At 59.8% G+C, this 18,523-nt stretch carries 14 protein-coding genes; 13 read left to right on the forward strand and 1 reads right to left on the reverse strand.

The window, feature by feature from the left end; translation table 11 throughout:
- Nucleotides 1–191 precede the first annotated feature (191 nt).
- Both IEV00_RS07575 and IEV00_RS07580 read left to right on the forward strand, forming a co-directional pair.
- A complete protein-coding gene (locus IEV00_RS07575) occupies nucleotides 192–2,432 on the forward strand; it encodes a polyribonucleotide nucleotidyltransferase (protein ID WP_188359742.1) in 2,241 nt (746 codons plus the stop codon).
- A gap of 83 nt (nucleotides 2,433–2,515) precedes the next feature.
- Complete coding sequence (locus tag IEV00_RS07580) at nucleotides 2,516–3,847, forward strand: M16 family metallopeptidase (RefSeq protein ID WP_188359743.1); 1,332 nt, start codon at nucleotides 2,516–2,518, stop codon at nucleotides 3,845–3,847.
- A 194-nt stretch (nucleotides 3,848–4,041) separates the two neighbouring features.
- On the opposite strand, the gene IEV00_RS07585 is transcribed toward IEV00_RS07580, so the two are convergent.
- On the reverse strand, nucleotides 4,042–6,087 hold the full coding sequence (locus IEV00_RS07585) for an acyltransferase family protein (protein WP_188359744.1): 2,046 nt from the start codon (nucleotides 6,085–6,087) through the stop codon (nucleotides 4,042–4,044).
- Between the two features lie 167 nt (nucleotides 6,088–6,254).
- Here IEV00_RS07585 and dapB point away from each other — a divergent pair, with 167 nt between their 5' ends.
- The 11 genes from dapB to IEV00_RS11150 all read left to right on the forward strand — a co-directional run bounded on the left by dapB (nucleotide 6,255) and on the right by IEV00_RS11150 (nucleotide 18,517).
- The gene (gene dapB, locus IEV00_RS07590) at nucleotides 6,255–7,007 is read left to right on the forward strand and encodes a 4-hydroxy-tetrahydrodipicolinate reductase (RefSeq protein WP_188359745.1); all 753 of its coding nucleotides are present in this window, start codon (nucleotides 6,255–6,257) and stop codon (nucleotides 7,005–7,007) included.
- Nucleotides 7,008–7,010: 3 nt separating this feature from the next.
- A complete protein-coding gene (locus tag IEV00_RS07595; RefSeq protein WP_229723134.1) occupies nucleotides 7,011–7,616 on the forward strand; it encodes a hypothetical protein in 606 nt (201 codons plus the stop codon).
- 64 nt (nucleotides 7,617–7,680) lie between these two features.
- On the forward strand, nucleotides 7,681–8,616 hold the full coding sequence (gene dapA, locus IEV00_RS07600) for a 4-hydroxy-tetrahydrodipicolinate synthase (protein ID WP_188359746.1): 936 nt from the start codon (nucleotides 7,681–7,683) through the stop codon (nucleotides 8,614–8,616).
- 87 nt (nucleotides 8,617–8,703) lie between these two features.
- Entirely contained in the window at nucleotides 8,704–10,416 is a 1,713-nt protein-coding gene (locus IEV00_RS07605) for a ribonuclease J (protein ID WP_188359747.1), read from the forward strand.
- A gap of 107 nt (nucleotides 10,417–10,523) precedes the next feature.
- Nucleotides 10,524–13,685, forward strand: a complete 3,162-nt coding sequence (locus tag IEV00_RS07610) for an FtsK/SpoIIIE family DNA translocase (RefSeq protein WP_188359748.1) — start codon at nucleotides 10,524–10,526, stop codon at nucleotides 13,683–13,685.
- Between the two features lie 29 nt (nucleotides 13,686–13,714).
- Entirely contained in the window at nucleotides 13,715–14,314 is a 600-nt protein-coding gene (gene pgsA / locus IEV00_RS07615) for a CDP-diacylglycerol--glycerol-3-phosphate 3-phosphatidyltransferase (protein WP_188359749.1), read from the forward strand.
- A gap of 91 nt (nucleotides 14,315–14,405) precedes the next feature.
- Entirely contained in the window at nucleotides 14,406–14,927 is a 522-nt protein-coding gene (locus tag IEV00_RS07620; RefSeq protein WP_188359750.1) for a CinA family protein, read from the forward strand.
- 250 nt (nucleotides 14,928–15,177) lie between these two features.
- Nucleotides 15,178–15,627, forward strand: coding sequence for a helix-turn-helix domain-containing protein (locus IEV00_RS07625; protein ID WP_188359751.1), 450 nt, complete (start codon nucleotides 15,178–15,180; stop codon nucleotides 15,625–15,627).
- A gap of 83 nt (nucleotides 15,628–15,710) precedes the next feature.
- Nucleotides 15,711–15,932, forward strand: a complete 222-nt coding sequence (locus IEV00_RS07630; protein WP_188359752.1) for a DUF3046 domain-containing protein — start codon at nucleotides 15,711–15,713, stop codon at nucleotides 15,930–15,932.
- Between the two features lie 215 nt (nucleotides 15,933–16,147).
- Nucleotides 16,148–17,275: a recombinase RecA gene (recA, locus tag IEV00_RS07635; protein ID WP_188359753.1), complete on the forward strand. Its 1,128-nt coding sequence runs from the start codon at nucleotides 16,148–16,150 to the stop codon at nucleotides 17,273–17,275.
- Between the two features lie 231 nt (nucleotides 17,276–17,506).
- Nucleotides 17,507–18,517, forward strand: coding sequence for a regulatory protein RecX (locus IEV00_RS11150; protein ID WP_229723135.1), 1,011 nt, complete (start codon nucleotides 17,507–17,509; stop codon nucleotides 18,515–18,517).
- Nucleotides 18,518–18,523 lie beyond the last annotated feature (6 nt).

The raw sequence follows: 18,523 nt of genomic DNA on the forward strand, positions 1-18,523 counted from the left end.
ATTTGAAGAGTTTTAGCCGGTAAAATTACCGGTGGTCCTATAAATATTCTGCCCGGCGCGGGTGATCGGTTGGCGGTCCTCGGTTGCGGTTTACGGAGCTAGCCCTGAGTGTACGGGGCAGTGCCGTGTGCTCCAATCGATGATCGATTGCCGAACTCGCGCGGGTAGAAATGAGATGAAATGGAGGAACCTTGGAAGGTCCCGAAATTCAGTTTGCAGAAGCAATCATTGACAACGGCAAGTTCGGCAAGCGCACCGTGCGCTTTGAGACCGGCCGTTTGGCGAAGCAGGCCGCTGGCTCAGCGCTGGTGACCATTGACGACGAAACCACCCTGCTCTCGGCTACCGCTATCGGTAAGTCCCCCCGCGACGGTTTCGACTTCTTCCCCCTGACCGTGGATGTTGAAGAGCGTATGTACGCTGCCGGTAAGATTCCCGGCTCCTTCTTCCGCCGTGAGGGTCGCCCCACCACCGAGGCTATTTTGGCAGCCCGCCTGATTGACCGCCCCCTGCGCCCGGCCTTCAAGAAGGGTCTGCGCAATGAGGTTCAGGTAGTTGTCTCGGTGCTGACCATTGAGCCCGATGAAATTTACAACACCGTGGCTATCAACGCGGCTTCGGCTTCGACCACCCTTTCGGGTGCGCCCTTCTCGGGCCCCATCGGTGGTGTGCGTGTTGCCCTGATTGAGGGCCAGTGGGTAGCTTTCCCCAAGTTCTCCCAGCTCGAAAAGGCAACCTTTGACATGGCGGTTGCCGGTCGTCTGGTAACCCGCGCTGACGGTAGCGAAGACGTTGCCATCATGATGGTTGAGGCTGAGGCTACCGATAACTCTTGGAAGCTCATTAAGGAAGAGGGCGGCACCGCCCCCACCGAGGAGATCGTTGCTGAGGGTCTGGAAGCAGCTAAGCCCTTCATCAAGGCTCTCTGCGATGCTCAGAACGCACTGAAGGAGCAGGCTGGCAAGCCCGCCCTGGATCTGCCCACCTTCGGCTCCCACGGTGAAGACGTGGACGCCGCTGTGCGCGAGTACGCCGAGCAGAAGGTAGTGGAGGTTTACTCCATTGCCGGTAAGCAGGAGCGTGAAGAAGCCTCTGCTGATCTACAGCAGGAAATCGTTGAAGCCCTGGGCGGTGAAGGCAAGGAGTTCGAGGGTCGCGAGGATGAAATCAACGCGGCTTTCAACGCCCTGACCAAGCACATTGTGCGCCAGCGGATTCTGACCGAGCAGGTTCGTATCGACGGCCGTGGCCTGACCGATATCCGCCAGCTCACCGCTGAGGTTGAGGTTCTGCCCCGAGTTCACGGTTCCGCTATCTTCGAGCGTGGCGAGACCCAGATTATGGGCGTAACCACCCTGAACATGCTCAAGATGGAGCAGCAGCTGGATTCGCTCTACCCGGTCAAGTCCAAGCGCTACATCCACCACTACAACTTCCCGCCCTACTCCACCGGTGAGACCGGCCGCGTGGGTTCACCCAAGCGCCGCGAAATCGGCCACGGTGCCCTGGCTGAGCGCGCTCTGACCCCGGTTCTGCCCTCCCGCGAGGAATTCCCCTACGCGATTCGCCAGGTATCTGAGGCTCTGGGCTCCAACGGCTCAACCTCCATGGGTTCGGTCTGTGCCTCCACCCTGTCCCTGCTCAACGCCGGTGTGCCCCTGCGTGCTCCCGTGGCAGGTATCGCTATGGGTCTGGTTTCTGATGAGGTGGACGGCGAAACCCGCTACGCTGCGCTGACCGATATTCTCGGTGCTGAGGACGCCCTGGGCGATATGGACTTCAAGGTGGCGGGTACCTCTGAGTTCGTCACCGCTATCCAGCTGGATACCAAGCTCGACGGCATTCCTGCCTCTGTGCTGGCCGGTGCGCTGACCCAGGCTCGCGAGGCCCGCCTGCACATTCTCGATGTGCTCACCGCTGCTATCGATGCTCCCGACGAGATGAGCGATTTCGCACCCCGTGTGATTTCCGTGAACGTGCCCGTCTCCAAGATTGGTGAGGTCATTGGCCCCAAGGGCAAGATGATCAACCAGATCCAGGAAGACACCGGTACCGATATCTCTATTGAGGACGACGGCACCGTCTACATCGGCGCAACCGACGGCCCCTCTGCCGAGGCAGCCCGCGCAGCAATCAACGCCATTGCTAACCCGCAGGTTCCCGAGGTGGGCGAGCGCTACCTGGGCACCGTCGTCAAGACCACCACCTTCGGCGCTTTCGTCTCCCTGACTCCGGGTAAGGACGGCCTGCTGCACATCTCCGAGCTGCGCAAGCTCAACGACGGCAAGCGCGTGAACGACGTTGAAGAGGTTGTCTCCGTGGGCCAGAAGGTTCAGGTGGAGATCACCAAGATTGATGACCGTGGCAAGCTCTCGCTGGCTCCGGTTGTTGCTGACGACGCTGCTGAGGAATCTGAGGAAGACTCCGAATAGTAGCTTCTTGAGCTAGATTCAAGGTGCGGGGCTCACTGAGGTGGGCCCCGCACCTTTCCCATGCAAAGTGTAAAGGAAGATACATGCCCACCACCCTGTCTCTATCGCTAGCTGACCTCGAGGGTGAGCTTGATTTCCGCACCGGGCGACTGCTTGAGGCCGGCCCCGGAGGAAACGAAATTCGCCGGTCGATCCTTCCCGGCGGCGTCCGCATTATCACCGAGCGGATGCCCTCTCTGCACTCTGTGGCTATTGGTTTTTGGGCGGGAGTGGGTTCCCGCGATGAGGCTCCGGGTATGCTGGGCTCCACCCACTTTCTAGAGCACCTGCTCTTCAAAGGAACCACCACCCGCTCGGCGCTGGATATTGCCCACGCCTTTGACGCGGTGGGTGGTGAGTCCAACGCCCTGACCGCCAAGGAGCACACCTGCTACTACGCTCGGGTGCTCAGCGAAGATACACCCATGGCGATTGACACCCTGGCCGATATGGTTTCTTCGGCGGTGCTTGACCCCGAGCTGCTAGAGCAGGAACGCGGGGTAATCCTCGAAGAGATTGCAATGGACCAGGATGACCCCACCGACGTTGCCTTCGAGAACTTTGTTCAGCAGCTGATGGGGGAGCACCCGCTGGGTCGGCCGATTGGTGGCACTCCCGAAGAGATCCAGGCGGTGCCCCGCGATAAGGTCTGGGAGCACTACCGAAAGTACTACACCCCCGACCGGCTGGTGATTTCCGCAGCCGGGGGCCTGGAGCACAGCCAGATTGTGGAGCTGGTGCTCACCGCGCTCGAAAAATACGGCTGGAACCTGCACGAGGGCATCATGCCCGCAGACCGCCGGGTGCGATCCCGGGTGCAGACCACGCCCCTAGCCCGCGAAAAGGTCATCGAAAAAGGCTTTGAACAGACCAACATCGTGATGGGCTGCCCCGGCCTGATTGCCGGGGACGACCGCCGCTACGCCATGAGCGTGCTCAACGCTGCCCTGGGCGGAGGAATGTCCTCTCGCCTCTTCCAGGAAATTCGCGAGAAGCGCGGTCTTGCCTACTCCACCTTCTCTTTCTCTGGCTCCTACTCCGACGCCGGCTACTTCGGCCTCTACGCCGGTTGCCTGCCCGCCAAGGTGGATCAGGTGATGGAGCTGATGCGCGGTGAGTTCGCCAAGGTAGCAGCCGAGGGACTAACCGAGGCAGAACTTGCCAAGGTGGTGGGCCAGCTGGGCGGCGCGACGATTATGGGCTCTGAGGACGCCGGCTCCCGCATGTCGCGCCTGGGCAGGGCAGAACTGGACTCGGGGCTCTATATCGGCCTGGACGAGCTGCTGGAGAGAATCCGTGCGGTGACCCTGGACGAGGTGCGCGATCTCGCAGCCTACCTGGCAAGCCAAGAGATGGTCACCACCATCGTGAAGTAAGCTCTGACACCTCATCAAAGGTTAAGTATCCAGCCCGAGCGCGCTGGCCAACCTCCCTTAAACGCACGCTTCGCGATTCCGCTCACTCCTGAGTGCTCGCAAGCTCGCACCCGTGTCGCTTCATCCCGATGCCAGTTGGCCAGCGCGCTCGGGATGTCTCTGTGACCTTTGAAGAAGCTATAAAGAGGCTGCGGCTACCAGGCCTTTCCGGTTGCCGGGGCCAGCGGCTCTCCGGGCTCCTCGCTCGGGGAGCTTTTTTCTGCTCCACCCTCGGCGGGGTCAGCCTGCTGGTCAGGCTGGTCGCCGGGTAGCTCGCCGTCCATAGTCTCAGCCGCCTTCTCTACCGCCTGCGCGATAGTCTGCGCGTAGACCTTCTGACCGGCAGCCTCGGGGTGCACGCCGTCGGAGACCATGTACTCGGGGTGGCCCTCAGACGCCTGCTTCCAGTCCGCCAGGAAGACAACCTCGGGGTGGTCAGCGGCTGCCTGCCTCAGCAGCACGTTAGATTCCTCTACCCAGCTGAGGTTAGCCGGAGCCTGGCCGGTCACGAAGACCAGGCGGCGCTCGCCGTGAGGGGAGAGGGCCTTAATGGTTTCGTCCACCTGCTGTTGGCTCATGGTGGAGTTGGTGGATAGCGAAATCACCACGATATCGCCGAGGGTGCCGTCTGCTGCCTGCTCTTCGAGGGCGGGTAGCTCGTTGACTAACATGCGCGATACCTGGGCGTCGATGACGGCGTGGGGTAGGGCCTGCTGTAGGGCATCGGCGGAGGCCAGGGTCACCGAATCGCCAATAATCGAGACCGCCAGGGTCTTCTTCTCAGGCTCGGTAGCTTGCTCAGATTCGGGGGAGTCGGCGGGCTCGCTGGGCTTGTCTGAGGGCTCAATGCGCACAGCTCCTTCGGGATTACCCGGGTGGGCAGCGGCAGCTCCATCTGCGACAACCCGCTCTGCCTCGGTCATGGTGGGGGCAGTGGCAACAGCCGCAGCGGTGGCGGCACCGGTCAGCACCAGGGCAGCTGCCGCAGCGATGGGAGCGCCCTTTTTCGCCCCGCGCATGGAGGTGGCCCAGGCGGCCAGTGCGCCACGGAAACCGAGCCTGCGCACCGGCTCTTCAACGTACATATAAGATAGGCCAGCGATAATCAGCGTCAAGAGCAGAACCAGCACGTGAACCCAGGCGCTGGCTTCGGCGCCAAAGATGTAGCGGGAGAGCACGTGCAGGGGCCAGTGCCAGAGATAGATGCCGTAGGAACGTTTACCCAGCCAGACAAAGACGGGGTTGTTCAGCACAGCCCGCAGTAGATTAGCTGCCGGGTTATGCACGTCGGCCAAAAGAGCCTGAATGACGCCGATTGCCAGCAGAGAGGCGAGAAAGAGCCCCCAGGGCATAAGGAAGCTCGAGCGCTCGTTGAGCACCAGCGCCAGAGGAAGAACGGCGAAGAGGCTCAGCCAGCCGGCGGCCGCGCGGAGAGCCCCCGCCCATCTTTCGCCATAGCCCACGATGGGGTAGAGGCGGGAGTCCGCCGGGGGATACATGCTCCAGGGAATAAGGAAGGCAAGGAGCACCCCGAGCATCAGGCCAAAGAGGTGGCTGTCGGTGCCGTAGTAGATTCGGCTGGGGTTGGTTCCCACCAGCGCCAGAGCCGCAGCCAGGCCCAGGGAAAGAAGAGCCAGTACAGCGGGCACCAGCACCCGCGAGCGCCACCGGCTGATCAACATAAAGACAAAAACCAGAATAACCGGCCAGAAGATATAGAACTGTTCTTCAACCGCCAGCGACCAGAAGTTGGTGAAGAGCTCCGGGGAAGTCTCGGCGAAGTAGTCGTTGCCCGAGGCGATGTAGAGCCAGTTAGAGGAGAAGGTGAAGGCACCGAGAATCTGCCGACCCAGGCCCACTTTGACGTCGCCGCCCACCAGCAAGGCCAGGGTTCCCACCATCGCCACCAGCACCACAATGGCGGGCAACAGACGGCGGGCACGGCGCACCCAGAACTGCACGATGTTCATCTTGCCGGTAAAGGCGCCCTCGCGCAGCAGCAGGGCGGTGATGAGAAAGCCGGAGATCACGAAGAAGATATCCACACCCATCATGCCGCCGGGCAGGGCCGTGGGCCAGAGGTGGTAGACCAAGACGAGGGCCACGGCAATCGCTCGCAGACCGTCTAGCCCCTTCAGGAAGAAGTGCTTTCTGCCCTCTGCAGGATCAACGCTGGAGTAGAACACGTGATCTTGATTCATGGAGCCTCTTTCACCCGGGTGTGGTACCTGCCAAAACAGATGTATGGCAACTGTATAAGTTTAGACCGTGGTTCTCAGATTACGGGCGGTTTCGCGCTCGGTTCCTTCCGGAGAGCCGGGCGGGTTAGAGTGGTGAACAAACAAGTAGACCTGAGAAGGAGTTTTAGATGGCAGACGTGGTGAAGGTCGCTATCGCTGGTGCCGCCGGCCGAATGGGTGCTGAGGCGGTTAAGGCGGTTGAGGGCGCTGACGATATGGAGCTGGTGGCCACCCTCACCCGTGAGGATTCCCTGGAGAAGCTGGTGACCTCCGGTGCCGAGGTACTGGTGGATCTGACTGTTCCCTCATCGACCGAAGCCAATGTTCACTTTGCGGTGGAGCACGGTATTCACGCGGTGGTCGGTACCACCGGCTGGAGTGAAGAGAAGCTCGAGACCCTGCGCAAGAAGCTAGAAGACCACCCCGAGGTGGGTGTTCTGATTGCTCCCAACTTTGCCATCGGCGCTATTCTGGCTACCGAGTTTGCTGCCAAGGCGGCCCGCTACTTCGAGTCGGTGGAGGTCATTGAGATGCACCACCCCAATAAGGTTGACGCTCCCTCGGGTACCGCCGCCCACACCGCCTCCAAGATTGCCGCCGCCCGCGCTGAAGCCGGCGTGGCGGCGTCCCCCGACGCTACCGAAACCGATCAGGGCGGCTCGCGCGGAGCCGATGTAGACGGCGTGCGCGTGCACGCGGTGCGCCTGCGCGGGCTGACTGCCTCCCAGGAGATTCTGCTGGGTGACCAGGGCCAGCAGCTGGTGATTCGCCACGACTCCTTCGACCGGGTTTCCTTTATGCCCGGTGTTCTGCTGGGTGTGCGTGAGGTGGCCAAGCACCCCGGTCTCACCCACGGCCTTGATCATTACCTGGGCCTGTAATCGATGGGGTCGCTGAAGGTTTTTACCGCAATCGCGGTGGTACTGGTAGCACTGACGGTTATCGTGCTACCGGTGCCGGCCTCGGTGAGGCTCTTTCTGCTGGTCTCGCTGGCTTTCTGTGCCGTCTTCGTTTTTGTTGAGGCCACGGGAAAGGGAAAGACCTTTGCCGCGCTGACGGTCGCTGCCCTGACCTTTTACCTGGTGGTGACCGTTCAGCGGGGTCTCTTTCTGCTGGAGGACCCCTCGCTGGCTTCGGTTCTGCTGGGGCTGGGCATGATTGTGCTTCCGCTCATCGGCGGCTGGGCCATGGTACGCGAGATTATTTTTGGTTCGAAAGTGCAGCAGATGGCCAAGGAGATGGACGCCGCCGGGGAACTGCCCGAGGACACCCTGCCCCGCTCTGCCTCGGGGCGTGTAGACCGGGCGGCAGCCGATGCTGAATTTGAGAAATTCCGCCTTCCCCTGGAGGAAGATCCTGGCAACTGGAAAAACTGGTTCAATATCTCCACCCTCTACGGAGCGGCGGGCGACCGCAAACGCGCCCGCAAGTCCATGCGCACCGCCATTGCCCTGCGGGCGGGAAAAACCGATGTTGACATGAGTGTTTGATTCAATAGGGTCAAACAAGGAAAAAATACGGCGAAACACTGATAAACCGGGTAGGCTTTTGAATATGTCTGAGTCATCACGAAACACTAAAGGTACTTTTGCAGACCCCATCTTTGGCCGTTTGCTCACCGCTATGGTTACTCCCTTCACATCAGACGGTGCTGTGGATGAGCAGAAGACCGCCGAGCTGGCAGAAGATTTGGTGGCTCGCGGCCATGACGGCCTGATTGTCTGCGGTACCACCGGTGAGTACTCCACCATGACCGATGAGGAAAACGAACAGGTTTTCCGCATCGTTAAAGAAGCGGTGGGTCAGAAGGCAAAGATTGTTGCCGGGGTTGGCTCCAACGATACCGCCCACACCCTGCACCTGACTAAGCTGGCAGAGGGCGTTGGCGTTGACGGTCTGCTGGTGGTGACTCCCTACTACAACAAGCCCACCCAGGCTGGCCTGAAGGCCCACTTCACTGCGGTGGCCGATGCCGCCGAGACCCCCGTGATGCTCTACGACATTCCCGGCCGTGCCGGTATTCCCATCCAGCCCGATACCTACAAGGCTCTGGCGGAACACAAGAATATTGTGGCGGTCAAAGACGCCAAGGCAGACTTTGGTGCGGCAACCGAGGTCATGGCAGCTACCGACCTGCAGTTCTACTCGGGGGACGACGGCTTGACCCTTCCCTGGCTGAGCATGGGAGCTGTTGGTCTGGTGGGTGTGACCACCCACGTGGCACCCGAGCTCTTCCGCCAGCTAATTGACGCTACTGTTGGCCAGGATTTGGCCCGCGCCCAGGAGCTTCACCTCAAGCTTGCCCCCGTGGTAGCCGCAACTATGACCCGCGTTCCCGGTTGCGTCTCCGCAAAGAAAATTCTTTCCTGGCAGGGAAAGCTGGACTCAGCTTTCGTTCGCCTGCCGCACGTGGAACCTACCACCGAAGAAGAGGCGCTCATTCGAGCAGACCTTGAAAACTCGGTGGTGGCAGACACCCTCATTCGATAGATAAGAAAAAGCTGGTGAAGCGGGCTCACGAACCATAGATATGGGAGGTTCGTGAGCTCGCTTTTACCGTGAAAAGAAAGGCCCTCGATGGCAATTATTGAATCTGAGCTACGGATGCCCAGAAAACTGAAAAAAGATACCCTGCGCGTGGTACCGCTGGGTGGTCTGGGCGAAGTCGGCCGTAACATGACCGTCTACGAAATCAACGGCAAGCTGCTGGTGGTTGACTGCGGCGTGCTCTTTCCCGAAGAATCTCAGCCCGGCGTTGACTTGATTCTGCCCGATCTGAACTACATCAAGGATCGCCTCAACGATATTGTTGCTGTGGTGCTGACCCACGGCCACGAAGACCATATCGGCGCCGTGCCCTACCTGCTCAAGCGTCGTCCTGACATTCCCCTGATCGGCTCCGAACTCACCCTGGCGTTGATCGAGGCTAAGCTGGCCGAGCACCGCATCAAACCCTACACCCTCACCGTCAAGGAAGGCCAGGTGGAGACCTTCGGCCCCTTCGAGTGCGAGTTCGTGGCGGTCAACCACTCCATTCCCGATGCGCTGGCAGTATTCCTGCGTACCCCCGCCGGTAAGGTGCTGCACACCGGCGACTTCAAGATGGACCAGCTGCCCCTCGACGGTCGCCTGACCGACCTGCGCCACTTTGCGCGCCTGGGGGAGGAGGGCATTGACCTCTTCCTACCCGATTCCACCAACGCTGAGGTTCCCGGTTTCACCCCCACCGAGAAGAACATCGGTAAGGTGCTCTCCAACGTCTTCCGCGACGCCAAGCAGCGCATTATCGTGGCCTCCTTCTCATCCCATGTGCACCGCGTTCAGCAGGTGCTGGACGCCGCCCACGAACGCGGCCGCAAGGTGGTGCTGGTGGGTCGCTCGATGGTGCGCAACATGACCATCGCCGAGAAGCTGGGCTACCTCGATGTCCCCGAGAACACCCTGGTGGATTTGAAGAAGATTGATAACTACCGCCCCGATGAAATCGTGATGATGTGCACCGGCTCCCAGGGCGAGCCCATGGCTGCGCTGTCGCGTATGGCATCTGGCGACCACAAGATTCAGGTGGAAGAGGGCGATACCATTGTTCTTGCTTCCTCGCTGATTCCCGGTAACGAAACATCGGTCTTCCGCGTGATCAACGCCCTGCTGAAGCTCGGTGCCGACGTGGTGCACAAGGGCAATGCCAAGGTGCACGTCTCCGGCCACGCTGCCGCGGGCGAGCTGCTCTACTGCTACAACATTCTCCAGCCTAAGAACGTGATGCCGGTGCACGGCGAGGTTCGCCACCTGCTGGCCAACGGTAACCTGGCTATGGAAACCGGAATTCCCGCTGAGAATGTGATTCTGGCGGAGGGCGGTACCGTGGTGGATCTGCGCGACGGTAAGGCAGAAATCGTGGGCCAGGTTAAGTGTGACTACGTCTATGTGGACGGCCGCTCGGTCGGCGAAATCACCGAGGACGACCTCAAGGATCGCCGCGTGCTGGGCGAGGAGGGCTTCGTATCGATTGTGACCGTGATTGACCGCGAAACCAAGCGGGTTGTCTCCGGCCCCGACATTCACGCCCGAGGTATTGCAGAAGCCGATTCGGTCTTCGACGACATTACCCCCAAGATTGCCGCAGCGCTCGAGGACGCCCTGCACCAGGCGCCGTCCAAGATTCACACCACCCACCAGCTTCAGCAGATCGTGCGCCGTACCATCGGCGCCTGGGTGGCCCGTCGCCTGCGCCGCAAGCCCATGATTATTCCGGTTGTGGTGGAAAACCCTACCGAAACTGAGAACTAAGGGCTAAGTTAAACATAAAGTTTAAACTTATAACGTTCACCTGATCACGCGGAGACCCTTCAAGTAAAACTTGAGGGTCTCCGCCTGACCTTGATATTACGGGAAGTATGGCACCACGAAGCTCATCTAACCGAGCCGGTACATCCAAGGCCGGTACCAAGAAGAAAACCACCTCGAAAGCGGCAGGAAACCGCAGCACCGGAACCCGTAAGAGGGCCGGTGCTACAGCTGTTAATGAGACTCAGCCCAACTGGTTCGCCCGCCTGATTGTGGGCACCTGGGTGAGCCTGGCCCACACCGTCGGTGCTGCTGTGCGCCGCATGGGTCACCTGCGCACCGACCTTGCCCCGGAAGACCGTAGGGACGGCGGCGCCCTGCTCGTGCTGGTCTTTGGGCTCATTACTGCCGGAGTGGAGTGGTGGGCCTGGCGCACCGCCGATACCTATTCCTGGATTGAGTGGCCCGTTCGTGCCTGGCACGTGGCGGTGGGTGGAACCTTCGGCCAGGCGGCCCTGGTAATTCCCATCTTCTGCCTGATTTTTTCGCTGAGAATTTTCCGGCATCCGCTGGCGGTACACGATAACAACCGCATTGCTTTAGGCCTGCTGGTGATGGTGATTGCCTTCTCTATGCTGGGCGCCAAGCTGGCCGGTTACCCCACTCTGGCGGGCGGTTTTGAAGCGGTCTGGTCTGGCGGTGGCATGGTGGGGCTGATTCTTGGTGCCCCCGCCCAGCGTCTGGTGGGCGGCATCAGCTTCTTTGAATGGTTGCTCATTGCCCTGGTGTTTTTGATTGGCCTGCTCATTGCCACCAAAACCCCCATCCGTCATATCTGGCCCAAGACCGTGCACATTATGGGTATCTTGCTGGGAGAGTCCCCTGCCCGGCCGCAGGCTGATTCCTCTTCCTCCCGCGATTTTGATCGGATTTCTGATTCCGAACACCACGACCGTAGCTACCTCTACGATGACGAGTTGCCTGCCGAACCCAAGCAGCGCGGCGGCCTGCTGGCCTGGCTGGGTTTTGGTCGTTCTCAGAAGGACGATCGTCGCCTCGACCGCTATGACGGCGACGAGGCCTTTGAGACCGCCCTGCTCTCTGAGGATTATGAGATTTACGAGGAGCACCTGCCCGCTGAATCTGGCTCTGCCGGTTCCGTTGTTGCCGGTTCCCGGAGGAAGAACCGGCGGGAGAAGACCGACACCCAGGCCTTTGATGTGATGGCCCCGGCCCGGGGCAAGAAGTCGCGCACCGAGAAGAAGCGCAAACGCGGTGAGCTCTTTGACCAGGGCCAGTACGAGCAGACCGCGGCAGAAGATAGTGCAGCTGACTCGACTTTCTACGCTGAGAGTGATGCTCCGGCCCAGCGACTGGCCCAGGCGCAGAACGCCGCCGCCCAGTACGGCCGCCTGCCCGAGCCCGAGGCTATTCCTGACGGTGCAGAGACTGAGGATGACGCCGTGGTGGCTGATTCTTCCACCGCCGCCGAGACCTTCTTTCCGGCACCGGCAGCCCCTGCTGCCCCGCCCCCGAGCTCGCCGGCGGCAAGCGAGCAGCCCCAGCGGCGTCCTGAATCTCAGCCTGCCCCGGCTGCGCCCCGAACCATCGCCAACAACACCGTGACCGCGCAGACCAATGATCCGCGCCCGGCGCAGGTAGTGGAATCCTCGACCGGCAGCTACGAGCTCCCCGAGGAATCCATGCTGGAGGCAGGCCCGCCCGCCAAGGAATCCTCCGAGGTCAACGAGCAGGTGGTCGAGGCTCTGACCAACGTGCTGGAGCAGTTCAACGTAGACGCCGAAGTCACCGGCTTCTCCCGCGGACCCACCGTGACCCGCTACGAAATTGAGCTGGGCCCCGGTACCAAGGTGGAGCGAGTTACCGCCCTGTCAAAGAACATCTCCTACGCGGTGGCAAGCGCTGACGTGCGTATTCTCTCGCCCATTCCCGGTAAGTCGGCCATCGGCATTGAGATTCCCAATACCGACCGCGAGACCGTTTCGCTGGGCGATGTGCTGCGCTCGCCGCAAGCCCACCAGAATAGCCACCCCATGATTATGGGCGTGGGTAAGGACGTTGAGGGCGGCTTCGTGCTGGCCAACCTGGCCAAGATGCCTCACATGCTGGTGGCAGGTGCAACCGGTGCCGGTAAGTCCTCCTTCGTGAACTCGATGATTACCTCGATTCTCATGCGTTCCACCCCCGACCAGGTGCGCATGGTGATGGTGGACCCCAAGCGCGTGGAACTGACCGCCTACGAGGGCATTCCGCACCTGATTACCCCCATTATCACCAACCCCAAGAAGGCAGCCGAGGCGCTGCAGTGGGTGGTGCGGGAGATGGACGCCCGCTACGACGACCTAGCCCACTATGGCTACAAGCACATTGATGACTTCAACAAGGCGGTCAAGGCGGGCAAGATTCAGCCCGACCCCGGCTCCCAGCGCAAGATTAAGGCCTACCCCTACCTGCTGGTGATCGTGGACGAGCTGGCGGACCTCATGCTGGTGGCTCCCCGCGATGTTGAAGAGTCGATTGTTCGCATTACCCAGCTGGCGCGTGCTGCCGGTATCCACCTGGTGCTGGCAACCCAGCGCCCCTCGGTAGACGTGGTGACCGGTCTGATTAAGGCCAACGTGCCCTCCCGCCTTGCCTTCGCCACCTCATCTGTCACCGACTCCCGCGTGGTGCTCGACCAGCCCGGTGCTGAAAAGCTCATCGGCCAGGGCGATGCGCTCTTCCTGCCCATGGGTGCCTCCAAGCCCATGCGTGTTCAGGGCGCCTGGGTGGGTGAATCTGAGATTCACGAGATCGTGGAGCACGTGAAGACCCAGATGCCGGCGGTCTACAAGGAAGACGTTTTCCAGGCAGCTGAAAAGAAGAAGATTGACGAGGACATCGGAGACGATCTCGACGACCTGCTGCGCGCGGCTGAACTGGTGATTACCACCCAGTTCGGTTCCACCTCCATGCTGCAACGTAAGCTGCGCGTGGGCTTCGCCAAGGCGGGCCGCCTCATGGACCTGATGGAATCCCGCGAAATCGTGGGCCCCTCCGAGGGATCCAAGGCCCGCGACGTGCTGGTGACCCCCGAAGACCTGCCCGCTGCCCTGGCCCGGATTCGCGGCGAAGAGCCGCCGGCACCGGCGGCAGCCGCCGCAGCGCCGTCCTCAGATCCGCTAGCCGAGAGCGGCGAAGTAGCCGTTGACTACTACGATTCCGCCGACACCGAGGAGTCAGAAGATGCCTGGAACCTCACCGGGCGATAGGGTAGAGATAAGAGAAGAAAGGCACGATCATGAGTGAAACTCAGACTGCTTCAAACTGGAACCTACCCAACGTTTTGACCAGCATCCGTATTCTGATGGTGCCGGTTTTCATCTGGCTCATGTGGGTGGGCGGGCCCCTGGGCGATGACTCGCTGGCCGCCCGCTGGTGGGCTCTGGCGGTCTTCATTCTGGCGATGATCACCGACTGGCTCGACGGTTCCATCGCGCGATCGCGCAACCTGATTACCAGCTTCGGTAAGATTGCTGACCCGATTGCAGACAAGCTGCTCACCGGCGCTGCCTTTGTGTTGCTCTCAATGCTGGGGGAGCTGTGGTGGTGGGTCACCATCGTGATTCTGGTGCGCGAGTGGGGCATTACCATCATGCGTTTCTTTGTGATTCGCTACGGGGTAATGGCTGCCGGTAAGGGTGGCAAACTCAAGACCGTGCTTCAGACCGTGGCCCTGGTGCTGCTGGTGGCGCCCCTGGGGCAGCTGGGTAGCTGGGCGCTGGTTCCCGGCTACGTGGTGATGGCGGCGGTGGTGGTAATTACCGTGCTGACCGGCCTGGACTACGTGAAGAAGGCTGCTGAACTGCGCCGGGACTACCTGGCGAAAAACGGCTCCTAGACCTTTACTTGAGGCTCCCTCCCATAGTTGAATGGGAGGGAGCTTTTGTTTTCTAAGCTCCGCCTATAGCCGAACTCGATGAGGAGTAACCATGGCCGAGTCAACCGAAACCAACCCGATTGTTGTAGTGGAGCAGGATCCCGTGCGCGCCGCTGCACCGCTGGTGGCGCTGGCTACCCGGCAGGGGGCAACTATCGCTTCAGCAGAGTCGCTGACCGGCGGAATGCTGGGGGAGGCGATCTGCTCGATTGCCGGTGCCTCGGCGGTTTACCTGGGCGGGGTGATCTCCTATGCCTCCTCGGTGAAAGAGTCGGTGCTGGGGGTTTCGGGCGAGCTCCTGGCTGAGCGGGGTTCTGTTGACCCGGACGTCGCTTCTGCTATGGCCGAGCGCACCGCGGTTATCTGCGGGGCTGACTTTGGAATCGCAACCACCGGAGCCGCGGGACCGGAACCCCACGACGGTAAGCCGGTGGGCAGGGTCTACATCGGCGTGTATGGCCCCGCCGGGGCTCGGGTCGTGGAGAAAAACTATGAGGGAGACCGGCAGGATATTCGCCAGCAGGCCACTTTCGATGCCCTACAGATTCTTTACCGCGAGATTGCAGACGCCTAAGCTGTTTACCAAGTTCCCAGCAAATGTTCAGAAATAATTGGGGAAAAAGGGGAATGAAAACACAGGTTCCTGCTGTTATATAGTATGCAAGCCTTGAGTTACCGGTTGAGACGGCCACGGGTGTGGTGGTACGTCACAGAGTGACACAAGATAAAAGAAAGCTTGCGTATCAACCGAAATAGGTTAGGCTAATGAAAACCGCTCTCGGCAGATAGCCGGGGCGACTGAATACCAGGAGTTAGGTATAAAAATGACTAAGCAGCCCGTATCCGTGAACGGTGTCGTCCGTTGGAAGGATGTGGGTCAGTCCGCAAAAACTGCGCCTGCACCCCATGAGCAGAAGGAAATCCTTCTTCGCCATGCTATTGGTGAGGTGCTCCGTGATGTCCGCCAGCGCCAGGGTCGCACTCTGCGCGAGGTCTCTCACTCCGCCCGCGTTTCGCTGGGCTACCTGAGTGAGGTCGAGCGTGGTCAGAAGGAGGCTTCATCGGAGCTTCTGGCATCTATCTGCGAGGCACTGGATATTTCACTCTCTAAGATGCTCCGCGAGGTCTCAGACCGCATGGCAGTTGAAGAGGGCATCAATGTTCCCGACACTGTTCCTACCGAATTTTCTGAGCAGTTCAAGCGTGAATACGGTATCGCCGCAACCTCCTCTAAGGATATTCCCGGCGCTGAGCCCCTGGCCCAGTCACGCTAGTCCCGTAAAGATTTAGAGGGTTGCGCACCGGCTCTGAGCCGGTGCGCAATTTTTGTTTGTGCTTGAATATGTGAGGAGGGTGCATGAAACTGAGTGAATTCTGGTATGCCATGGAGTATGAGTTTGGTGAAGCGTATTCGCGGGTTCTGGCACGGGATTTGGTGCTGGGCCAGTGTGACAATATGACGGTGCTCCAGGCGCTGGAGAGCGGAGTGCCGGTACGTGATGTCTGGTGGGCAGTTTGTGATACTCAGGAACTTCCTGAGTCTCGCCGTTTTGGCCCGGATATTGCCCCCAAATCCTAGGCGTGTTCTACCGGTGTTCTAAAAAATCTGCGAAACTGTGGATTAAACTAGAAAACATGTTCGAATACCGGTAAGCTCTGTACACAGAGACCAATAATCGAAGAAATTTGGCGAATTTATCCACAGATTCGAAAAATCGCCTTATTTTGTCAGTCGCTACCCCTACTGTGGTTGTGAAAGTTCTTTCCACTTGGGTTTAGAGTGAGGTAAAAACAATGGCAGCTAAAGCTCGTAACAACCAGCAGGTTGGCCGCGTATCTGAAGAGGGCCGCGAAAAAGCGCTCGAAGCAGTAATGGCGCAGATCGATAAAAACTACGGTAAGGGTGCAGTGATGCGCCTGGGCGATAAAGAGGCCGTGAAGGTTGAGACCATCTCAACCGGCGCCCTGTCTCTTGATGCCGCCCTGGGTATTGGTGGTCTGCCCCGTGGCCGCGTGATTGAGGTCTACGGCCCTGAGTCTTCCGGTAAAACCACCGTTGCCCTGCACGCGGTAGCTAACGTGCAGAAGGCGGGCGGTATTGCTGCCTTCATCGATGCTGAACACGCCCTGGATCCCGTCTATGCTGCCAAGCTGGGCGTTGATACCGATGCCCTGCTGGTTTCCCAGCCCGATACCGGTGAGCAGGCGCTGGAAATCATGGACATGCTGGTGGGCTCCGGCTCCGTTGACATTGTGGTGGTTGACTCGGTGGCTGCGCTGGTACCCCGCGCTGAAATCGAGGGTGAGATGGGGGATTCCCACGTGGGTCTACAGGCTCGCCTCATGTCCCAGGCCCTGCGTAAGATTACCGGCCGCCTTTCTCAGACCGGCACCACCGCAATCTTCATTAACCAGCTGCGCGAGAAAATCGGCGTCTTCTTCGGCTCGCCCGAAACCACCACCGGTGGTAAGGCGCTGAAGTTCTACGCTTCGGTCCGCATCGACATTCGCCGCATTGAGACCCTCAAAGACGGCGCTAACCCCATCGGCAACCGCACCCGCGCCAAGATCGTCAAAAACAAGATGGCTCCGCCCTTCAAGCAGGCAGAGTTCGATATTCTCTACGGCGAGGGAATCTCGGTTGAGGGCGGCATCATTGACATGGGCGTTGAAAACGGAATTGTGAAGAAGTCCGGCGCCTGGTTTACCTACGAGGGCGACCAGCTGGGGCAGGGCAAGGAAAACGTACGCCGCTTCCTCAAAGACAACCCCGAGCTGGCCGAGGAAATCAAGTACAAGACCCTGGTCAAGCTGGGCATTATTGAAGATGAAGATGCAGACAAGCCCGATTCCGCAGAAGATATTGCTGATGAGTTCAGCGAGGAGATCGATCCGCTGGATGCTGTCAGCGAGAACTTCTAAGTTCTAGCCTGTTGGTAGCAGTTTATTCAAAAGGTGGTGTATCCAGCACGAGAGTGCTGGCCAACCTCCCTTAGACACCAGCCCCGATTCCAGTTGGCCAGGCACTCTCGTGCTGTCTTTGAGACCTTTGAATAAACTTCACGGTTTGAAACGGATATGAGTACCCCGAAACTCATATCCGTTTCTGCGTATTCAGCACGTAGACTTTGAGGAATAGGGAAAGGAAAGAAGATGGAAGACAAGGAAGAATTCCCGGCCTGGCACCCCGCTGCCCTGGGCGAGACCGAGGACTTTCCCGGAGTTACTGTCTCTTCTGCACTTTCTCAGCAGACTGGCACACCCTATACGGGCAGGGCTAAGCCAGCAGCCGATGCGGGGGCAGAAGCCGATACTTCCTCCACCAAAGCCTCAGACAGGGCTGATTCCCGCGGCAGGGCTCGCAGGTCTAGGGCCCAGCGGGGCTATAAAAAAGGGTTTCGCAAACCAAGCGCCCAAGCACTCGCCAAGTCGCCTTTTGCACCCGCCCTGGGCGGCGTCCAGGCAGAAGAGGGGCGGGAGTCGCACAGGCGGCAGAAACCCGCAAAAGACCTCATGTTCTCTGAGGGCAGCCGCCTGGCCGAGACAGGAGCCAGCGACGAGTTCGAAGCTGCCCTGATTCAGGGGCTGGGAACCCGGCCGGAATCTGGCAGGGGTGGCAGGCGAGCGCCCAAGGAGCCCGAGTCTGAATTTAGTCGGGCAAAGAACATTGTGCTCAACCAGCTGGCTGCCTCGGCGAAGTCCCGTGCCCAGCTAGAGAAAAAGCTGGCGGAGAAAGAAATTAGCGAGGAAACCGCCGCCGATATTCTCGATCGCTTTGAGGCCGCCAAGCTCGTCAACGATGAGGAATTTGCGCAGATGTATGTGCGGCAGCGGGCAGATTTTAAGAAGCTCTCCAAGTCGGCGATTCGCAGGGAATTGGCGCAAAAAGGTGTGACCGGGGAACTGGCCGAGACCGCCCTGGAACAGCGAAGCGATGAAGACGAGCGTTCTGATGCCCACGAGCTGGTGCGGAAAAAATTGCGGTTGAGTATGAACTTTTCAGACCGTAAAGAACGCGACAAAATTATGCGCCGGCTGGTGGGAACGTTGGGTCGCAAGGGTTTTCCCCCGTCGATGGCTTTTTCCGTGGTCAAAGAAGAAATCGACCGTTTTATCGAGGAGAATAATCTAGAGTCATCTGAGCAGGGCTTTGACTATTTTTAGGGGATT

The organism is Rothia aerolata (assembly GCF_014635585.1).
Lineage (GTDB): Bacteria > Actinomycetota > Actinomycetes > Actinomycetales > Micrococcaceae > Rothia > Rothia aerolata.